General features: G+C 47.8%; 17 protein-coding genes and 1 pseudogene. 16 read left to right on the forward strand and 2 right to left on the reverse strand.

Translation table 11 applies throughout. The features are described 5' to 3' along the window. Window position 1 precedes the first annotated feature (1 nt). The 13 genes from QM717_RS16725 (at window position 2) to QM717_RS16785 (ending at window position 13,971) form a co-directional block, all read left to right on the forward strand. Window positions 2-2,302 (forward strand): FAD-dependent monooxygenase, encoded by a 2,301-nt coding sequence (locus tag QM717_RS16725; RefSeq protein ID WP_415039199.1) that lies wholly within the window; start codon window positions 2-4, stop codon window positions 2,300-2,302. Window positions 2,303-2,317: 15 nt separating this feature from the next. Then, window positions 2,318-3,922: an AMP-binding protein gene (locus tag QM717_RS16730; RefSeq protein ID WP_415039201.1), complete on the forward strand. Its 1,605-nt coding sequence runs from the start codon at window positions 2,318-2,320 to the stop codon at window positions 3,920-3,922. Then, a complete protein-coding gene (locus QM717_RS16735) occupies window positions 3,922-5,484 on the forward strand; it encodes a T9SS type A sorting domain-containing protein (RefSeq protein WP_415039203.1) in 1,563 nt (520 codons plus the stop codon). Before QM717_RS16730 ends, QM717_RS16735 begins: the two co-directional genes overlap by 1 nt. Before the next feature lie 20 nt (window positions 5,485-5,504). Then, window positions 5,505-7,088, forward strand: coding sequence for an FMN-binding glutamate synthase family protein (locus tag QM717_RS16740; RefSeq protein WP_415039205.1), 1,584 nt, complete (start codon window positions 5,505-5,507; stop codon window positions 7,086-7,088). A 15-nt stretch (window positions 7,089-7,103) separates the two neighbouring features. Then, window positions 7,104-7,526 carry an acyl-CoA thioesterase gene (locus QM717_RS16745; protein ID WP_415039206.1) on the forward strand — a complete coding sequence of 141 codons (423 nt, stop codon included), beginning with the start codon at window positions 7,104-7,106 and terminating at the stop codon, window positions 7,524-7,526. Window positions 7,527-7,573: 47 nt separating this feature from the next. Continuing rightward, window positions 7,574-8,554 (forward strand): carbon-nitrogen hydrolase family protein, encoded by a 981-nt coding sequence (locus QM717_RS16750; RefSeq protein ID WP_415039207.1) that lies wholly within the window; start codon window positions 7,574-7,576, stop codon window positions 8,552-8,554. Between the two features lie 48 nt (window positions 8,555-8,602). Beyond that, on the forward strand, window positions 8,603-9,712 hold the full coding sequence (locus QM717_RS16755) for a cupin domain-containing protein (RefSeq protein ID WP_415039209.1): 1,110 nt from the start codon (window positions 8,603-8,605) through the stop codon (window positions 9,710-9,712). 102 nt (window positions 9,713-9,814) lie between these two features. After that, the gene (locus QM717_RS16760) at window positions 9,815-10,729 is read left to right on the forward strand and encodes a fumarylacetoacetate hydrolase family protein (protein WP_415039211.1); all 915 of its coding nucleotides are present in this window, start codon (window positions 9,815-9,817) and stop codon (window positions 10,727-10,729) included. Window positions 10,730-10,954: 225 nt separating this feature from the next. After that, on the forward strand, window positions 10,955-11,707 hold the full coding sequence (locus tag QM717_RS16765) for an Asp/Glu racemase (RefSeq protein WP_415039213.1): 753 nt from the start codon (window positions 10,955-10,957) through the stop codon (window positions 11,705-11,707). A 291-nt stretch (window positions 11,708-11,998) separates the two neighbouring features. Continuing rightward, window positions 11,999-12,892 (forward strand): cupin-like domain-containing protein, encoded by an 894-nt coding sequence (locus tag QM717_RS16770; RefSeq protein WP_415039215.1) that lies wholly within the window; start codon window positions 11,999-12,001, stop codon window positions 12,890-12,892. Window positions 12,893-13,049: 157 nt separating this feature from the next. Then, on the forward strand, window positions 13,050-13,289 hold the full coding sequence (locus QM717_RS16775; RefSeq protein WP_415039217.1) for a hypothetical protein: 240 nt from the start codon (window positions 13,050-13,052) through the stop codon (window positions 13,287-13,289). Window positions 13,290-13,444: 155 nt separating this feature from the next. Next, window positions 13,445-13,696: a hypothetical protein gene (locus QM717_RS16780; RefSeq protein WP_415039219.1), complete on the forward strand. Its 252-nt coding sequence runs from the start codon at window positions 13,445-13,447 to the stop codon at window positions 13,694-13,696. Window positions 13,697-13,809: 113 nt separating this feature from the next. Then, entirely contained in the window at window positions 13,810-13,971 is a 162-nt protein-coding gene (locus tag QM717_RS16785) for a hypothetical protein (RefSeq protein WP_415039221.1), read from the forward strand. 76 nt (window positions 13,972-14,047) lie between these two features. On the opposite strand, the gene QM717_RS16790 is transcribed toward QM717_RS16785, so the two are convergent. Together QM717_RS16790 and QM717_RS16795 are read right to left on the reverse strand one after the other, a co-directional pair. After that, a complete protein-coding gene (locus tag QM717_RS16790) occupies window positions 14,048-16,024 on the reverse strand; it encodes a thiamine pyrophosphate-dependent enzyme (protein ID WP_415039223.1) in 1,977 nt (658 codons plus the stop codon). A gap of 334 nt (window positions 16,025-16,358) precedes the next feature. After that, window positions 16,359-17,078: a T9SS type A sorting domain-containing protein gene (locus tag QM717_RS16795; RefSeq protein ID WP_415039225.1), complete on the reverse strand. Its 720-nt coding sequence runs from the start codon at window positions 17,076-17,078 to the stop codon at window positions 16,359-16,361. Between the two features lie 169 nt (window positions 17,079-17,247). On the opposite strand from QM717_RS16795, the pseudogene QM717_RS16800 reads away from it, so the two are divergent. The 3 genes and pseudogenes from QM717_RS16800 to QM717_RS16810 all read left to right on the forward strand — a co-directional run bounded on the left by QM717_RS16800 (window position 17,248) and on the right by QM717_RS16810 (window position 19,550). Further along, window positions 17,248-18,202: pseudogene (locus QM717_RS16800) on the forward strand (isopenicillin N synthase family dioxygenase). A 66-nt stretch (window positions 18,203-18,268) separates the two neighbouring features. Continuing rightward, the gene (locus QM717_RS16805) at window positions 18,269-18,598 is read left to right on the forward strand and encodes a translation initiation factor (protein WP_415039227.1); all 330 of its coding nucleotides are present in this window, start codon (window positions 18,269-18,271) and stop codon (window positions 18,596-18,598) included. A gap of 79 nt (window positions 18,599-18,677) precedes the next feature. Then, complete coding sequence (locus tag QM717_RS16810; protein ID WP_415039229.1) at window positions 18,678-19,550, forward strand: nucleoside phosphorylase; 873 nt, start codon at window positions 18,678-18,680, stop codon at window positions 19,548-19,550. The last annotated feature ends 152 nt before the right edge of the window (window positions 19,551-19,702 follow it).

The raw sequence follows: 19,702 nt of genomic DNA on the forward strand, positions 1-19,702 counted from the left end.
AATGAAGATTACAGTAATTGGCGGTGGCCCCGGCGGTTTGTATTTTTCCATCCTTGTGAAAAAAGCAAATCCTAAAGCACAAATCGATGTCTATGAAAGAAACAAGGCCGACGACAGTTTCGGTTTCGGTGTCGTATTTTCGGATGAGACCTTGAGTGAATTCCTCTCGCGCGATCCCAAATCGTACGAACTCATCCGCGGCAGTTTTGCCTATTGGGACGATCTCGATGTAGCGCGCGACGGCGAAGTGGTACGCATCACCGGAAACGGATTCTGCGGCTGTTCGCGCAAAACCTTGCTTCAATTGCTGCAACAGCGCTGTACCGAGGAAGGCGTCAATCTGCATTTCGAGGCCAATGTCGATGATTTGTCGCAGTTCAAGGATTCCGATTACATCGTGGCTTGCGATGGTATCAATAGCTTCATCCGTGAGCAATTCGCCGCCGATTTCGGTACGAAAACCATCTTGCAGCAAAACAAATTCGTCTGGCTCGGTTCGACCAAGCCGCTCGATGCGTTTACCTATTTCTTCCGCTCGACGCCGTACGGCACTTTCGTGGCCCACACCTATCAGTACCAGGAAGGCATGAGTACGTGGATTTTCGAATGCACGCCCGAAACCTGGGAAAAGGCCGGTTTTGAGACCACCAATGAGGCCGATACAATCCAAAAATTATCCGAAATATTCAAAGAAGAACTCGACGGACACGGCCTGATTTCGAACAAATCGCACTGGCGCCAATTCCCGACAATCACCAACGAAAAGTGGCACAAGGACAATATTGTACTGCTCGGTGATGCCAAGGCAACCGCCCACTACTCGATCGGCTCGGGAACCAAACTCGCGATGGAATGCGCCATTGCGCTCGCCGATTCGGTCATCGCTTTCGGAACCGACAAGCAAAAGGCGTTCGAGCATTACGAAAAACTGCGCCGCAACCGTGTCGAGCAAATCCAGCATGCGGCCAATGTGTCGCTCGATTGGTTCGAGAACATGGAACGCCACATGCAGCACGACTTTATGCAGTTTGCGTTTGGGGTGATGACGCGTGCGAAGAAAGTAACTTTTGAGAATTTGGCATTGCGCGATCAGTCGTTTACCGAAAAAGTATTGACGGAATTCAATTCGGCCAATGGCAACTTCAAGTTCGGTACACCGGCCGCATTTACACCATTCAGCCTGCGCGGCATGCAGTTGAAAAACCGCATCGTGATGGCTCCGATGGGACAATATTCGGCAGAAAGCGGGCTTGTATCCGATTGGCATTTGGTGCATTACGGCGCACGTGCCACTGGCGGTGTCGGGCTCATCATTACCGAAATGACCGCGATTTCCAAAACAGGACGAATCACTTTAGGTTGTGCTGGAATATGGTCTGATAAACAAGTGGTTGCGTGGAAACAAATCACCGATTTTATCCACAAAAACAGCAAGTCCAAAATCGGAATCCAGCTCGGGCATTCGGGGCGCAAAGGCTCGGTCAATGTGCCTTCGGTAGGCAGCAATATTCCGCTCGAGAACAAAGGCTGGGAATTGATCTCGGCCTCGCCCATCCCATTCAAGGAAAACATGCCGGTGCCCAAGGAAATGGATTCGGCCGACATGCACAAGATCGTTGCGGAGTTTGTCAACGCCACTGTCAACGCAGACGAAGCCGGTTTCGATATGGTCGAATTGCAGGCGCACCACGGATTTTTATTGGCTTCGTTCCTTTCGCCATTGACCAACCACCGCAAAGATGAATTCGGCGGCAGCATCGAAAACCGACTCAAATTTCCACTGGAAGTGTTCCGTTCGATGCGCGAAGTCTTTAACCCGGACAAACCGATGTCGGTCAGGATTTCTGCCTCCGACTGGGCAGAGAATGGTATTTCTCCAGAAGAAGTAATCACGATTGCCAATGCTTTTAAAGATGCCGGTGCCGATATCATCAACGTTTCCACCGGAAATACCGTGTCACACCAAAAACCGCAGGTGGGCAGAATGTGGCAAACGCCGTTCTCGGATCTGGTGCGCAACTCGGCCGGCATTCCAACCCTTACGACGGGTTTCATCCAGGACATCGACCAGATCAATACGATCCTGCTCAACGGCCGTGCCGACCTGGTCGCACTCGGGAAACCGCTGTTGCTTGACCCGTATTTTGTCCGCAATGCACAGGCTTATGAGCAATTCCAACCCGATGACATCCCGAACCAATACCATTTGGGGGTTTCGCATTTGTTTCCTTTGCGCCAAAGCGAACGAAAGGAAAAGGAAGGCATGAAGAAAGCGCTCAAACCCGAAAGCCATAAAAAATAACTACGCACCAAACCAATGAAACATTACAACGACAATTTTGCACATGAACATTTGCCGCCACAGGAATTGCAACCCGACTATATTTTGGAACATCCCGATTTCCGTTTCCCGGAAAGTTTGAACTGTGTCGACAAATTATTGGATAATCACATCAAGGAAGGCCGTGGCAATGCTGTTGCCATCCGCACGTTTACCGAGACCTGGACCTATCAGGATTTGTTCGACAGATCGAATCAGATTGCCCACGTATTGACCGAAGATTTGGGTTTGGTTTCTGGAAACCGTGTATTGATCCGCGGCGCCAACAACCCGATGTTTGTCGCTATTTGGTTTGCCGTACTCAAGGCCGGCGGGATTGTCGTGGCCACGATGCCACTCTTGCGCGAAAAGGAATTGACGGTAATGATCGAGAGCGCCGAGATTTCGCATGCGTTCTGCGATTATCGTTTGAAGGATGAAATGGCACAGGTCCCATCGCCGTTCCTCCAACAGGTTTGTTATTTCGATGGTTCGAATGAAAGCGCGCAGCAATTGGAAGAATGGATGACGTCCAAGCCTAAAACGTTCCATAACTATCACACGATGGCCGATTCGATCGGATTGATCGGATTTACCTCGGGAACGACCGGAAAACCCAAAATGACCTCGCATTTCCACCGCGATATTTTGCTCATCTGCGAAGCCTTCCCCAAATATTCACTCCAACCCAAACCCGAAGATATTTTTACCGGAAGTCCGCCGCTGGGCTTTACGTTTGGCCTTGGCGGATTGGTTTTGTTCCCGTTTTACTACGGCGCCTCGACTTTTCTGATCGAGAAACCATCGCCTGAGCTATTGCTCAAAGCGATTTCGGAGCACAAGGTCAGCATTTGTTTTACCGCACCGACGGCCTGGAGAATCATCACGACCTTGATCAAGGATTACGACATTTCATCACTCAGGAAATGCGTGTCGGCCGGCGAAACTTTGCCTTTGAAAGTTTGGGAGGATTTTTACAATGCCACGGGATTAAAGATCATCGACGGCATCGGATCGACCGAAATATTGCATATCTTTATTTCTTCACACGAAGGCAATATGCGCAAGGGCGCGACGGGTCTGCCCATTCATGGTTACGAGGCCAAAATTATCGACAGCGAAGGAAACGAAATGCCGACCAATGAGCCCGGGAGACTGGCCGTTCGCGGCATTACAGGTTGCAAATACCTGAATTCGCCCGATAAACAAAAGGAATACGTCGAAAACAAATGGAACATCACAGGCGATGTTTTTCGCCAGGACGAAGACGGTTATTTCTGGTTCGTGGCGCGTGGCGACGACATGATCATTTCCTCGGGTTATAACATTGCCGCGATCGAAGTCGAAAACGTATTGCTCATGCATGAGGACATCGCCGAATGCGCTGTCGTCGGGTTGCCCAATGAGGAACGCGGCATGCTTGTTTGCGCGCACATCGTCTTGAAAGACCAAATGCAGGCTTCGGATCAAAAAGCCAAGGCGATCCAGGAATGGTTCAAGAATGTGGCCGCGCCGTATAAATATCCGCGCGAGATCCATTTTATGGAAACGTTGCCGAAGACGGAAACCGGAAAAATCCAACGGTTTAAATTGAAAAATTGATGAAAAGAATTTACACTACAATTTTGGCAGGCTTTTCCTGTCTTGCCATGGCACAAGCGCCCGCCATCCAATGGCAAAAATGTTTTGGTGGTACGTCATCAGATCAAGCTTATGATATGGTGCAGACAACCGATAACGGTTATATCGTTGGCGGCTTAACGACTTCAAATGATGGCGATGTGGCCAACCAATTGGGCGGTTCCGATTTCTGGATCGTTAAACTCGATGCTAACGGCACGCTTCAATGGAAAAAAAATTACGGCGGTTCGCTCAACGATTGGTTCAGTCGCATCATCCAAACAGCCGATGGTGGTTATTTTATGGTGGGCACAACCAACTCAATCAATGGGCATGCCGTTGGAAACCACAACAATCTGACTGATGGCATTGCCATCAAAACGGATGCTTCCGGCAATGTATTGTGGAGCAGGTGCTACGGCGGAACGCAATCGGATTACTTCAAAAGTACCAAACAATTGGCCGATGGCACTTACATGGTTGTAGGTGAAACCACTTCATCTGACGGTGATGTGGGGTCCAATCACAACCCGCAAACAAATGACGCATGGGTGTTGCATTTGGATGCTTCCGGAAATATCCTTTGGGAACATTGCTATGGCAGCACGGGGTTTGAAAAGTTTTCGGATTTAGACCTGACCCCTGACGGCGGATGTGTTTTTATCGGAGAAGCCTACACCAGCAATTTTAGCGGTGATGTCACCGATACCAATGGATTGTTTGACATCTGGGTAGTTAAGACCAACGCTACGGGTGCCATTCAATGGCAACAGACTTTTGGCGGCAGTAACCAAGAAGCCGCCAATACGATTAAATATTTGTCCGACGGAAGCTATATTGCCACCGGCCTTACCCGATCGAATGATGGGGATGTCACTTCCAATCACGGTGCCTCAGACTTTTGGGTACTCAAACTCAATGCATCCGGAAATTTGCAGTGGCAGCGCTGCTATGGCGGTACAGCCGAGGATGTGGTCGTTTCTGATGGGGAATTTGGTAGCAACATCCTTGAAATGCCCGATGGAAATTTTGTTTTTTCGTGCAAAGCAGCTTCCACCAATGGCGACGTAATTGGCAACCACGGTTCAACCGATTTTTGGATCGGCAAAATTGGATCGGCCGGACAAATCTTGTGGCAAAAATGTATGGGTGGCACCAATGCCGATGCCTCAAAAACGATACTCAAGACCAATGACAACGGATTTGCCGTTTGTGGTTTCGCATGGTCTTCCAACGGCGATGTGACGGGGCACCATGGTAACAGCGATTATTGGATCGTGAAATTGGGTTCCGATAACTTGGCAACCACCGAATTTGAAAACCCAGGGTTGGGTATTTATCCGAATCCGGCCACTTCCCTGCTCCACGTCGAATTGCCCCATAAGGATTCAGTCCAACAGATCAAGATTTATGATTTCTCTGGGAAATGCATCCATCAAACGAATGTTTCCACAATCAATGTAGACGCATTCTCAACGGGTACCTATTTCATCGAAGCCCTGTCTTCGGGGAAAACCTATCGGAGCCAATTCATCAAGCAATAAACAACTAAAATCAAAATGCCATGAGAAAAGCATTCGTCATCATCAGCATCACAGTACTTGCCCTTACGGGTATTTTGATTTATGTCAACCTCAAATTTGCGTTCCTGCTGCTCATTTTTATCCCGTTGATTGTGATGGGGTTGTACGACATGTACCAGTCCAAACGCACCATCCGCAGGAATTTCCCGTTGCTGGGCCGTTTGCGTTATCTATTGGAATCGATCGGTCCCGAATTGCGCCAGTATTTCATCGAAACCGATACCGAAGGCCGACCGTTCACGCGTTTGCAAAGAAGTCTGGTGTACCAAAGAAGCAAGAAGGAAACCGATTCGCATCCGTTTGGCACACAGATCAATGTCTACGACCAGGGCTACCAATGGATCAACCACAGCATCAAGGCGATTTCTTTTTCAGAGATCGACCAGAACCCCAAAGTACGCATCGGTTCGTCCCAGTGCAGCAAACCGTATATGGCGAGCCTGTTCAACATCAGCGCGATGAGTTACGGTTCGCTCAGCCGCAATGCGATCCTGGCGCTCAATTCGGGTGCCAAGCAAGGCGGTTTTTTCCACAACACGGGCGAAGGCGGGCTTTCTCCCTACCATCTTGGACCCGGCGGCGATGTCGTCTGGAACATCGGTACGGGCTATTTCAGTTGCCGCGACGAATATGGCAATTTCTCACGTGAGCATTTCACCGAGCGCGCGCATTACGACAACGTCAAGATGATCGAGATCAAATTCTCGCAGGGTGCCAAACCAGGGCATGGCGGGATTTTGCCCAAGGAAAAAGTCACCGATGAGATTGCGGCGATCCGACTCGTCCAAAAAGGCGGCGACATCATTTCGCCACCGAAGCATTCGGCTTTCAAGACGCCATTGGAACTGATGGACTTTATCAAAGTACTGCGTGAGGCTTCGGGCGGGAAACCGATTGGGATGAAAATCTGCATCGGCAACAAATCAGAATTTTTGGCCATCTGTAAGGCGATGGTACAAACCAAAACTTATTTCGATTTCATCACCGTCGATGGCGGCGAAGGCGGAACGGGCGCAGCCCCGATCGAATATTCAGACCATGTGGGCATGCCGTTGCGCGATGCGTTGGCCTTTGTCTACGATTGCCTTGTCGGGTTTGATTTGAAAGAGGAAATCAAGATCATCGCCAGTGGCAAGGTCATCAGCGGTTTCGACATCATCCGGGCCCTTTCGATGGGTGCCGATTTGTGCAACTCGGCGCGCGGGATGATGTTTGCCCTCGGTTGCATCCAGGCTTTGGAATGCCATGCCAATACCTGCCCGACCGGTGTAGCCACGCAAGATCCGCAGTTGGTCAAAGGGCTCGTTCCCGAAGAAAAAAGCATCCGCGTGGCACGTTATCAGCACGAAACGGTCAAGGCGGCAATGGAACTCATGGCTTCGGCTGGAATCGACCATCCGGACAAAGTGGGCCGCGACCTGGTGAGCATGCGTGTCGATAAAATCAACATCCAGACCTTTTCTGAATTGTTCCCCGAACTCAAGAAAGGCTGTCTCTTGCAGCCCGAAACGGTTCCCGACAAATTGTTTTACGTCTGGAAAAAAGCAACCCCTGAAAGTTTTTAATACCAAAATCGAATAATGAAATTTACCAAAACAGAACAAATCCGTTTCAAGCATGTCGATTTCGCCGGCATCGTCTTTTATCCGCGTTTCCTTGAAATGCTCAACGATCTAGTAGAAGATTGGTTTGCCGAAGCGCTCGATCGGCCTTTTTCCAAAATCCATGAAAGCAACACTGGCATTCCCACCGTAGACTTGAAAGTCCAATTCAAGAAAGCGGCGCGTATTGGCGATGTGTTGACCAAACAATTGTGGGTATTGCACCTCGGCGGGGCATCGGTGAGATGCGGATTTAGATTCGAGGATGACAACGGAAAAACCTGTCTGGAAGGCGAAGTGACTTTGGTGAACGTGGCCTTGAACAAAGCGACTAATGAAATCAAGGCCGAGGCTTTTACCGAAGACACCAAAGCCCGCATCAACAAATACCTTTTGGCGTAAATCCGCATCCGATTTTTCACTAATTTTAATTGCATCAAAAAATACCCATGGAATTTTCAAAATTCAAAGCCGCAGCAGTACAGACTTCCCCTATTTTTTTAGACGTTTACAAAACCATTGACAAAGCGATTTCGATCATCAAGGAAGCGGCTTCCAATGGTGCGCAACTCGTGGCCTTTCCCGAGGTTTTCGTTTCGGGCTATCCGTACTGGAATTGGATCATGACGCCGGTTCAGGGCAGCAAATGGTACGAGCAGTTGTACCGCAATTCGGTGACGGCCGAAGGCGAAGAAATCGCGCGCATCTGCAAAGCCGCCAAGGAAAACAGCATCCATATTGTCATCGGGATCAACGAACGCGGGGACAGTTACGGTGAAATCTACAACACCAACCTCATAATAGACAACCAAGGCAAACTGATCGGCAAACACCGCAAATTGGTACCGACCTGGGCAGAAAAACTGACCTGGACATCGGGAGACGGTTCTTCCTTGAAGGTTTACAATACCGAAATCGGTCCGATTGGAACGCTGGCCTGTGGCGAAAATACCAACACCTTGGCGCGTTTCACCCTGTTGTCGCAAGGCGAATTGATCCACATCGCCAATTACATTTCGCTGCCGGTCGCCCCACCCGATTACAACATGGCCGAGGCGATCAAGATTCGTGCTGCCGCGCATTCGTTCGAAGGCAAATTGTTTACGATTGTGTCGTGTTCTACTATTTCGAAGGAAATTATGGAGGTCATGAAACAGGATGTTCCGAATGCCGAGGAATTGCTGACCCGCAAAAATTCGGCTTTCTCTGGAATTATCGGCCCGAACGGTGCCGTTGTGGGCGAACCTTTGATTGACGACGAAGGCATCGTTTATGCCGAAATCGATCTGGCCAAATGCATCCAGCCCAAACAGATGCACGACATCCTCGGGCATTACAACCGATTTGATATTTTCGATTTGCGCGTCAATGTGGCACCGACGCGCAAGATTACGTTCATCGACAACCACGAGGATTTCAACAAAAGATAATACGTCTCGCATAAAAAACAGTAAATTTGGAATCCTAAACACACAACCATGGAATCAAAACATTCAGACGACGTCATCGGCCGCGCCCGCGTCAAGGACACGCCCGAACTCGAAGCCTATTACAAAGAATTAGAATCACTGGGCGCCGGCGCACTCTGGACCGTAGCCAACGACATCGAACCCTGGGAACCGCGTACTTCTTCGGTGCCGATGCTCTGGAAATACGAAGACTTGCGCGAACTCGTCCTGAAGTCCTCCGAACTCGTCACCCCTGAACAGGCCGGACGCCGCGTGGTTTACCTGGTCAACGACAAACGCAAAGATGTTTCGGCGGCCGTGGGTTGGCTCTACACCGGAATCCAGGTGACGCGCCCCGGCGAAAGCACTTCGGCGCACCGCCACAAAGCCTCTGCGCTGCGTTTCATCATGGAAGGCGAAGGCGGCTATACGGTCGTCGACGGCAACAAGATTACGTTTGAGGTCAATGATTTTGTGATTACGCCCAATTCGACCTGGCACGAACACGGCGTGGCCGAAGGCGGCAAAACCTGCGTGTGGCAGGACGGGCTCGATATTCCGCTCGTCAACGCACTCGAAGCCAACGATTATGCGGTATTTGACGGCAAACAGCCACTCGCCAACCCGATTAACTTTTCTCCGCTCAGTTACAGCGGGTCGGGCGTAATTCCAGCCGATATGGTCTGGGACAAACCCTATTCGCCTTTGTTCAAATATTCGTGGAAATCGGTTTATCCGGCACTTTTGGAAGCCGCCAAAGTCCAGGACGGCTCGCCTTTCGATGGCATCCTGATGCAATATTCGAATCCATTAACAGGCGGCCACGTGATGCAAACCATGGGCGCATCGATCCAATTGCTGCGCGCGGGCGAACATACGAAAGCCCACAAACACACGGGTTCATTCGTATACCAATGCGCCAAAGGCAAAGGCTATTCGGTCATCGGCGGTAAAAGGTTCGACTGGAAGGAGCGCGATATTTTTTGCGTGCCGAGCTGGGTGTACCACGAACACGTCAATTTATCCGAAACCGAAGACGCGGTGCTGTTCTCGTTCAACGATTTGCCCGTGATCGAAAAACTCGGTTTGTACCAAGAAAAAGAATACCCGGACAACAACGGTTATCAATTAGAAAATTAGAAAATTAGAAAATTAGAAAATTAGAAAATTAGAAAATTAGAAATTTGTGGATTGGTAGACATTGACTAATTATCTCATTTTCTAATTGTCGCATTAAAAAATATGAAACTACTCACCTACCAAAACGCCTCAGGCGAACAAAAAATCGGTATTCTCGACAACGACACGATCATCGACATCGAGAAACTCGGACACAAATCGAATGAAACCTTTCCCGGCACAATGCTCGAACTCATCGATGCCGGTCTGGATGAAGTCAAGAAAATCCAGAATGCCTACGGCAGCGCCAATGAAAACACGATTGCTGCGGTTTCGATTCCGATGAACGAGGTCACGGTCCTCGCTCCTATCCCAAAGCCACGCAAAAACATCATCGGCATCGGTTTGAATTATACCGAACACGTAGCCGAAAGTGCACGAACACTCGATACTTCAAAGGAATTGCCGCAAAAACCGGTCATCTTTTCAAAGCCACCCACAACAGTAACGGCCAACAACACTGAAATTTTGCTCAACCCGAAACTGACACAGCAACTCGATTGGGAAGTCGAACTCGCCGTGATTATCGGCAAGAAAGGCAAATATGTCAAAAAAGAAGAAGCGCTCGATTATGTGTTTGGCTACACGGTCATCAACGACATCTCTGCGCGCGATTGCCGCCGTGCCGGGCAATGGATCGTTTCCAAAGGACAGGATACTTTTGCGCCGATGGGACCGGTTTTGGTAACCAAGGACGAAATCGAAAATCCCCACAACCTCAATCTGTCATTGAAGTTGAATGGCGTCGAGAAACAAAACTCGAATACCAAATTCATGCTGTTCAACATCAACGAACTGATCGAGGATTTGAGTACGGTCTTTACGCTCGAACCTGGCGACATCATTGCCACCGGAACGCCCGCTGGTGTGGGTGCCGGACGCGATCCGCAGGAATGGATGTGGAACGGCGATGTGGTCGAAGCGACTGTGGAAGGCATCGGTACTTTGGTCAACACGGTAAAAGAAATTAATGTTTAACGAATAAGTTCGGGCGAGGACGCGTTAGGGATTGCAGCGGAAATCCTTTTTGAGATTCCTCCTCTCGTCGGAATGACAAACGTGACTCAAAAAGATTGAAGCGAAAAGCCCGACCCGCAGGGAAACGCCCGAAAAACAACTTTAAAACTTTGCGAAGAACTTTGCATTCTCTGCGGTAAAAAAATGAAACCGTAAGGTTCACGAACACTAAAAAAAAATAAAATTGTGAGTAAAAAATACAGAATCGGACAAATAGTCCCGTCTTCCAACGTCACGATGGAAACCGAAATCCCAGCGATTTTTCGATCGCGTGAAACCATATTGCCCGAACGTTTTACCTTTCATTCGAGCCGGATGCGCATGAAGAAAGTGACCAAGGAAGAACTCGAGGCGATGGACGCGATGAGCCTTAAATGTGCACAGGAATTGTCGGATGCGCATGTCGATGTGATGGGCTATGCCTGTCTGGTGGCGATCATGAGCATGGGACGCGGTTACCATTGCGTTTCGGAAGTGAATTTGCACCAGGAAACGGTGGCCAACGACTTCCCTACGCCGATTGTGACGAGTGCGGGCGCGCTCATCAACGGGCTCAAGGTTTTGGGTGCGAAGAAAGTGTCGATCATTACGCCGTACATGCGTCCACTGACCGATTTGGTCGTCGATTACATCGAACACCAAGGATTTGAGGTCATCGATTCGATTGCGCTCGAAATTCCCGATAATTTGGAAGTCGCGGCGCAGGACCCGATAAACTTGCTCGAAATCGTCAAGCGTTTGAATATTGAGGGTGCCGATGTAGTCGTGGCTTCGGCCTGCGTACAGATGCCATCTTTGGAAGCTATTGATTTGATGGAAAAACAGATCGGCAAACCCGTGACTTCGGCGGCGGTTTGTACGACTTATGAAATGATGAAGAAATTGGGAATCGAAGCCAAGTCGGCGATTGGCGGGACTTTGTTGAATGGGAAATATTAAACCTAAATTTAAAAATATTTGAACGATTAAGAAATTAAAGTCCATTAAACTTAATGTTGCTCAATCCCTTAATGGTTCGAAAGCAAAAGCCTGGTCATTGCGATCAGGCTTTTTTATTGGTTTAAAATCATGTAAAAAACGCGCGGATAATTGTAAAAAGCCAATATGTGGATTTGGTGAAATTTGTATGACCTCTTTGGGAGGTGTTCAAAAAAATTGCACTATGGGACAAGCCAAATACATTCTGCTAATTGGTTTTTGTTATGTCAGAAACCACGTAATCAATACAATATGTCTTTACATTTAACCGAAATCGAACGCGTAAAAACCATTTCGAAGGATGATTTTTACCATAATTACGTCAAGAAGCAAAAACCGCTCGTAATCGAGCAGCTCACCGCCGATTGGCCGGCTTACGACAAATGGAAGTTTGAGTACATGAAAAATATAGCCGGTGAAAAAACGGTTCCGCTGTATGACGACCGCCCGGTGTCTCATAAGGACGGATTCAATCAGGCGCATGCGCAGATGAAAATGTCCGATTACATCGATTTGCTGCAATCCAAACCTACGAATTACCGCATTTTCCTGTACAATTTGATGAAGCAGGTGCCGAAGTTGCGCGATGATTTCAAATGGCCAGACATCGGACTCAAGCTCGTCAAGCAGTTGCCGATGTTGTTTTTCGGAGGGGAAAATTCACGCGTCTTTATGCATTACGACATCGATTATTCGAACATCCTGCACTTTCATTTCCAAGGAACCAAACAATGTATTTTGTTTGCGCCGTCCGAAACACCCTATTTGTACAAAGTACCGTTTGCGTTGATTTCGCGCGAGGATATGGATCTCGACAATCCCGATTTCGACAAATGGCCCGCACTTGAAAAAGCACAGGGGTTAATCTGCAACCTCAAGCACGGTGAAATGTTGTACATGCCCGAAGGTTATTGGCATTACATGAAATATTTGACGCCGGGATTTTCGATGAGCCTGCGCGCCTTTCCGAGGAAAATCTCCAACATAGGGAAAGCCGTATACAACATTTTCATTATGCGCCATTTCGACAACTTCATGCGCAAATACAAAGGCCAGGCTTGGATCGATTACAAGAATGCCAAGGCGATTGAGCATACGCACCGCCACCTCGAAATTTTCGAACGCGAACACCGCCTCAGCGCTTAACGATACCCTTTATTTATACCGTTATTTTTTGGCACGGCCGGCAGTTTCGATTGTCGGCTTTTTTTGTGACAAACAAATTGTGTAACATTTCAGACAAACTGCGTAACATGATGGTTTTCTCGATGGGTAACTTTACTAAAATTAAAATCCAGAAACCATGGGAACGCTCAATAATAATGCAGGCGGCCAAAGACACGACGGCCAGAAAAACTACCAACATTCTAATCAACGCAACCCCGACAATATCCGCAATGCGACACGAGACCACGAATACAAAGAACACGACGAGACGCTGACCAACGATGCCAATTTCGATCCCGACATGCACCAGGCCAAGACCGATATGGAATTCGACGACAAAGGCATGAACGTCGACAAACACCGCCACGAAGAATAAAAATTGTAGAATCTAACTTTTTGAAATCATGAACAGTTTTTTTAAAACGATCATTGCCGGATGGGGCGCTTCCAAGATCGGAGGCGGCTGCCTCGGGGTGGTCATCGCTTTTATCATCATTTATTATTTGCTCGGATACTTATAAAACAAAAGCCATGAAAGATCCAAATGAAAAAGACAAGAGAATGATCGACGATCCGCAATTGAACCAGGATGTTTCGTTCGACCGAAAGGACGAGGAAGATTTTGACGATTCGGATGACTTTCATAAATACGACGATACCGATGAAGACAAACCGGCTGCGGATCCACATACAGCAGTTTTGCCAGAATCGCAGCCTGATTTGAATTCAGTCAACAAATCGCTCAATTCCGACGGTCAATTTGATGGAAATATTGCGATTTGACACCAAATGTGTTAATTGTATAACAATTGGACTTTTAAATATAAAACAAACCGCGCTTTATATCTTGAAATTTGAAAACATCACAAAACACCAACTACTAAAAAACAAACGCTATGGAACACTTCAACGCTAACAACGATTTTTTTGACGCCGGCGACGACCTCAATAACATCATCAGAATCAACAATAACAACGAAGCCGAAGACGATTCGGACGATTATGATTTCGATTATGATCCCAACGAAATGTACTACGCACTCAACGCAAAGGATTAACCATCCTCTACATTTTCTCTCAAAAATAAAAAGTCTTCCAATCGGAAGACTTTTTTATTGATCTATTTCTTGTGGTTTAATAAGCCATCAATTGCTTGAGCGCGGCTTCGAATCGGCCTTTTGGCAAATATTGGTCCTCGAGCGCCTTGGTAAACGGAATCGGGCTGTCAAGGCTGGCCACACGTTTCACAGGCCCGTCGAGCCATTCGAAACAATCCTCCATGATCATCGCCGAGATGTCGCTCGCAATCCCGCCAAACATGCTGTCTTCCTGTAAAATGATGACCTTGTTGGTTTTCTTGACCGAGGCATAAACGGTTTCTTTGTCGAAAGGTTGCAACGTCTTGAGGTCGATCAGGTCGGCAGAAATTTCCGGATTGAGCTTGAGGGTTTCGAGCGCCCAATGGACGGCTGCCCCGAAAGCAATAATGGTAATGTCCTTTCCTTCATTCAATATGGCCGCTTTTCCGAGTGGTAACGTATAATATTCCTTCGGCACATCTTGATAAATACTTCGGTACAACAATTTGTGCTCGAAATACATGACCGGGTTCGGATCGTTGATCGCCGCGTTGAGCAAGCCTTTGGCGTCGTATGGAAACGCCGGATAAACGACTTTCAATCCCGGGGTTTTGGTAAACCAGGCTTCATTCGTCTGGGAATGGAACGGTCCGGCCTGGGTTCCACCACCGCAAGGCATACGCACCACCACATCGGCATTTTCCTGCCATCTGTAGTGGACTTTAGCCAGATAATTCACAATCGGGTTGAAACCGGTCGAGACGAAATCGGCGAACTGCATTTCGACAATCGCCTTATAACCGTTGATCGACAAGCCCATTCCTGCTGAAACGACTGCCGATTCGCAAATCGGTGTATTGATGACGCGCTCTTTCCCGAATTCGGCCACAAAACCATCGGTGATCTTGAACGCCCCGCCATATTCGGCAATGTCCTGCCCCATGATGACCAGGTTGTCGTGGCGTTGCATCGATTGTTTCAAACCTTGCGAAACCGCATCGACGAAACGGATATTCTCGGTCTCGCCTGTCGGTTCGATGTTTTCAAAATCGTAGGGTTTGTAGACGTCGTTGAGTTCCTCGTCATAGCTGGCCACGATTTCGGCTTCGGTATTGGCGATCAATAAATTGTCGTCGATTTCCTTCTTGATTTCGTTGCGCCATTTCTCGTCGGTGTCGGGAGAAAGGATATTTTGTTTGATCAGGTATCTTCTGTAGTTATCGACCGGGTCTTTTTCGGCCCACAGATCCATGAGTTCCTGCGGGACATATTTGGTGCCGCTGGCTTCCTCGTGTCCGCGCATACGGAACGTCTTGAATTCGATCAGTACCGGACGTGGATTCTGGCGCATCGAGGCAACGATTTCAGAAAGTTCAGTATAAACCTCTAGGATGTTGTTCCCGTCGATGATGTGGGCTTCCATGCCATAACCGATGCCTTTGTCGGCGAGGTTTTCGCATTTGTATTGTTCATTGGTCGGGGTCGATAAACCATAGCCGTTGTTCTCGATAACAAAAACGACCGGCAAATCCCAAACCGAAGCGATGTTGAGTGCCTCGTGGAAATCGCCCTCGCTCGTCGCACCTTCGCCCGTAAACACAGCGGTTACCTTGCCGTTGTTTTTGAGTTTGTTGGCCAAGGCAATTCCGTCGGCTACGCCCAGTTGCGGTCCGAGGTGCGAAATCATCCCGATGATCTTGTATTCCTGCGTCCCGAAGTGGAACGAACGGTCGCGGCCTTTGGTGAATCCGTTGGCCTTGCCCTGCCATTGCGAGAACAGTCGGTACAACGGGATGTCGCGTCCGGTAAATACACCAAGGTTTCGGTGCATCGGCAAAATGTACTCATCGGTATTGAGGACGGCGGTCACGCCCACAGAAATCGCTTCCTGCCCTATTCCCGAAAACCATTTGGATACTTTTCCCTGACGGATCAGGATCAGCATCTTTTCTTCAATGAGCCTTGGCTTGAGTAGCCTTTTGTATAAATCAAGTAATTTTTCGTCGCTTAGATTTTTTCTTTCGAAATTCATTTTGCCTTGTTTAAAATGCCCTCAAAAATAAGAAATAACCTTTGACAATTCCTAATTCTTTTGAGAAGCGGCAAAAATTCCTGTTGAAAGGTTGAAAAAACTAGAAAAGGACAGTGAATAGGAGGTTTTAGAGAGGCAGCGTTAGGGATGGAAGTGGAAATCCTTTTTGTGAATCTTAATGAGATTTACTTTATCAAAAATGACAACCAAAACGGGTTTAGGTATTATACAAAAAGATTGAAACGTACAGCCCGGCCGAAGGCAACGCCCAAAAAAAGAAAAGCCCCGAAAGCACAATGCCATCGGGGTTTTCAGATGAAAGAAGTATGTAGTTTTACGATTTGACGAAATTCTTGAAAACGGTGCCTTCTTCGGTCTGCAGTTCAAGGATGTAAAATCCGGATTGCAGGTGGTCGATGGCGATTTCATTGGCCGCCGACATTTTGGCTTCCAGTTGTTGGCCGTTGACATTGTAGATGACCGTCTTGTTGATGTTCAAACTGGTTCCGACATGCAAAATGTTTTGGGCCGGGTTCGGATAAATGGCAATGCCCTGCTTTTGCTCGAATTGGGTGGTGCCCAGCGTCGTATCGATTACATTTAATGTATAAGCTACGGTTTGTGGTGTCGGCCACGAAGAAATGTAAATGAAATACGTCTGGCCCGAAGTGACCGCAAAATTGCTGATCGTACGCAATCCGGCAGAAACACCGGTGGCGCACGCGGCATAGGTCACCCCGATATCGGCGCAATTGTTATAGATGAACATGCCGGTCCAGCCGATGGCATTCGGGATCTCGACCTTGATGGTTCCGGTAAACGAGGACGTAAACGAATAGATCACGTCATTGCCGCCGTGGTAGTAATTGCCATAAGTGGTGGTCGTACAGCTCGGATGCGTCGTGGTTTGCGGATCGTAGCTGTCTAGGTAATTGGCCGTGTCATCGGTCACCGAAAACGGCAACGAAGCGATGACGATTGGATCTTCGCAAAGCGAACCTTGCGCAAACATTCCGGCCGAAACCAACAAAAGGGATAAGTAAAGTTTTTTCATAAAAGATGGTTTTTTAGTTTAATCCAAATATAAAAATCTAATCCAGTTGCATCTAATTTTTCCGACGAAATGCCTGTTAATAACTTTTAAATGCGTAATTTGATTTATTCAATACATTTGTATTCATCAGGGCTTTACGTCCTTTTAGTTATTAACAAATATTTTTTATATGCAAAACATTCCTAGTGTTGACTTGCGTGATTTCCTGTCGGGTGACCCGGCACGTAAACAAAAATTTGTAAATGAAATCGGAAAGGCATACGAAGACATCGGCTTCGTGGCGTTAAAAGGTCATTTTTTAGATGACCAATTGGTAGATGAATTGTACGGCGAAGTCCGCAATTTCTTCAGTCTGCCGCTGGAAACCAAAGCGAAATATGAAATCCCGGGGATTGGTGGCCAACGCGGCTACGTTTCTTTCGGAAAGGAACATGCCAAAGGACGTTCTGCCGGAGACTTGAAAGAATTTTGGCACTTCGGGCAATATGTGGATGCCCATTCCAAATATGCCGATGAATATCCGGCCAATGTATCAGTGGAGGAATTGCCGCGCTTCAACGAAGTCGGAAAGGAAGCCTATAAAATGCTCGAAGAAAACAGGAATTTACGTGTTGCGTGCCCTGGCTTTATATTTAGGATTGGACGAATTCTACTTCGACAATTACATCAAGGACGGCAACAGCATCCTGCGCCCGATCCACTACCCGCCGATTACCGACGAACCGGCTGACGGTGCAGTACGTGCTGCGGCGCATGGCGACATCAACCTGATTACGCTTTTGATGGGCGCACAAGGCAAAGGATTGCAGGTGCAAAACCACAACGGCGAATGGATCGATGCAATCGCAGAACCCGACGAACTTGTGATCAATGTGGGTGATATGTTGTCGCGTCATACGAACAATCGTCTCAAATCGACGATTCACCAAGTAGTCAATCCGCCGCGTGAATTGTGGGGCACTTCGCGTTACTCGATCCCGTTCTTCATGCACCCGATCAGTGAAATGAAACTCGACGTGCTCGATAAAACCATCGATGCCAACCACCCGAAACAATACGAAGACATCACGGCCGGTGAATTCCTGCACGAGCGTCTGGTTGATTTGGGCTTGATCAAGAAATAAAGTTTTTTTATCTATAAGGCAAAGTACGGATTGTTTCAATTCGTACTTTTGTTTTTTACCAATAATATGGATCTACAAGACCAACTCAAAAATCTATTCCCCGACCACCAAGCGTCGCCCGAAGAAAACAAGCCACAAGCCGAACACCGGCTTTTTGTACAAAAAGAACCCATGGTCTGCAAATTCGAAAAGCGCAACGGCAAACCCGTCACGATCATCGAAGGCTACGAAGGCTCCGACGAGGATTTCAAAATCCTGTCCAAGGAAATCAAAACCAAATTTGGGGTCGGCGGCAGTTTCCGCGGCGGCGAAATGCTGATCCAGGGCGATTACCGCGACAAGATCATGAAATTGCTGCAAGACAAAGGTTTCAAGACCAAACGCGTCGGCGGATAAAATCAAACAAAAACAATCTTAAAACCCCTGTGAACTTTGCGAAAACTTTGCAAACTTTGCGGTTAAATTAAACCCAAATATGGCCATCCAATCCTCAGAACTCATATTAAATCCCGACGGCAGCGTCTATCACCTAAACCTGCTTCCCGAACACATCGCCAATGACATCATTTTCGTGGGCGACCAAAACCGCGTCGAGAAAATCACGCAATTTTTCGACTCGATCGAATTCTCTACACAGAAACGCGAATTCAAAACGCAAACGGGCTTGTTCAAAGGCAAAAGAATTACGGTAATGTCAACCGGAATCGGGCCAGACAACATCGATATCGTCATAAACGAACTCGACGCATTGGTCAACATCGACCTCGAAACGCGCATACCCAAAGAAGAATTGACTTCACTCAATATCATTAGAATCGGGACTTCGGGTTCGTTGCAGGCCGACATTCCGGTCGACAGTTTCGTGATGTCGAAATTTGGTCTCGGCCTCGACAACATGCTGCGCTCCTACCGCATCGAAGACGTGACGAATACCGCCATCGAAGAAGCATTCAGCGCGCACACAGGCTGGGATTTTCGCAAAGGGAAACCTTATGTCGTTCCTTGTTCCGAAAAATTAGAAATGGTTATCGAAAGCGATCAAATGCACAAAGGAATCACGGCAACGGCCGGTGGTTTCTACGGTCCGCAAGGCCGTGTGCTGCGCCTCGAAATCCAGGACAGCGAACTCAACAACAAGATGGACAATTTTAATTTCGACGGCAATCGCATCACGAACCTCGAAATGGAAACCGCTGCGATTTATGGACTTTCGGCTTTGCTCGGGCACAACGCCTTGTCGCTCAACGCGATCATTGCCAACCGTGCTTCGGGTACTTTCAGTGCCGATCCGTACAAAGCCGTGGATGAATTGATTGCCTATACTTTGGATAAGTTGGCCAAGAATTAATGTGACAATTAGAAAATGTGCCAATTGGACAATTTGCTGATTGCTCATGAAATTTTCCCAAAACTAGATATTAAGTCATTTTCTCATTATCTAATTTTCTAATTGACCAATTTAAAATGAAATCAACGATCGAAAAATTACAACGACTATTG

Source organism: Flavobacterium sp. (assembly GCF_047602195.1).
GTDB lineage: Bacteria > Bacteroidota > Bacteroidia > Flavobacteriales > Flavobacteriaceae > Flavobacterium.

Excerpts from the sequence above, each read along its gene's own strand:
- QM717_RS16760 (WP_415039211.1), top strand. The coding sequence starts at position 9,815 with ATGAAACTACTCACCTACCAAAACGCCTCAGGCGAACAAAAAATCGGT.
- QM717_RS16755 (WP_415039209.1), top strand. The coding sequence starts at position 8,603 with ATGGAATCAAAACATTCAGACGACGTCATCGGCCGCGCCCGCGTCAAG.
- QM717_RS16735 (WP_415039203.1), top strand. The coding sequence starts at position 3,922 with ATGAAAAGAATTTACACTACAATTTTGGCAGGCTTTTCCTGTCTTGCC.
- QM717_RS16795 (WP_415039225.1), bottom strand. The coding sequence starts at position 17,078 with ATGAAAAAACTTTACTTATCCCTTTTGTTGGTTTCGGCCGGAATGTTT.
- QM717_RS16790 (WP_415039223.1), bottom strand. The coding sequence starts at position 16,024 with ATGAATTTCGAAAGAAAAAATCTAAGCGACGAAAAATTACTTGATTTA.
- QM717_RS16810 (WP_415039229.1), top strand. The coding sequence starts at position 18,678 with ATGGCCATCCAATCCTCAGAACTCATATTAAATCCCGACGGCAGCGTC.
- QM717_RS16730 (WP_415039201.1), top strand. The coding sequence starts at position 2,318 with ATGAAACATTACAACGACAATTTTGCACATGAACATTTGCCGCCACAG.
- QM717_RS16750 (WP_415039207.1), top strand. The coding sequence starts at position 7,574 with ATGGAATTTTCAAAATTCAAAGCCGCAGCAGTACAGACTTCCCCTATT.
- QM717_RS16785 (WP_415039221.1), top strand. The coding sequence starts at position 13,810 with ATGGAACACTTCAACGCTAACAACGATTTTTTTGACGCCGGCGACGAC.
- QM717_RS16775 (WP_415039217.1), top strand. The coding sequence starts at position 13,050 with ATGGGAACGCTCAATAATAATGCAGGCGGCCAAAGACACGACGGCCAG.
- QM717_RS16770 (WP_415039215.1), top strand. The coding sequence starts at position 11,999 with ATGTCTTTACATTTAACCGAAATCGAACGCGTAAAAACCATTTCGAAG.
- QM717_RS16745 (WP_415039206.1), top strand. The coding sequence starts at position 7,104 with ATGAAATTTACCAAAACAGAACAAATCCGTTTCAAGCATGTCGATTTC.
- QM717_RS16725 (WP_415039199.1), top strand. The coding sequence starts at position 2 with ATGAAGATTACAGTAATTGGCGGTGGCCCCGGCGGTTTGTATTTTTCC.
- QM717_RS16740 (WP_415039205.1), top strand. The coding sequence starts at position 5,505 with ATGAGAAAAGCATTCGTCATCATCAGCATCACAGTACTTGCCCTTACG.
- QM717_RS16805 (WP_415039227.1), top strand. The coding sequence starts at position 18,269 with ATGGATCTACAAGACCAACTCAAAAATCTATTCCCCGACCACCAAGCG.
- QM717_RS16780 (WP_415039219.1), top strand. The coding sequence starts at position 13,445 with ATGAAAGATCCAAATGAAAAAGACAAGAGAATGATCGACGATCCGCAA.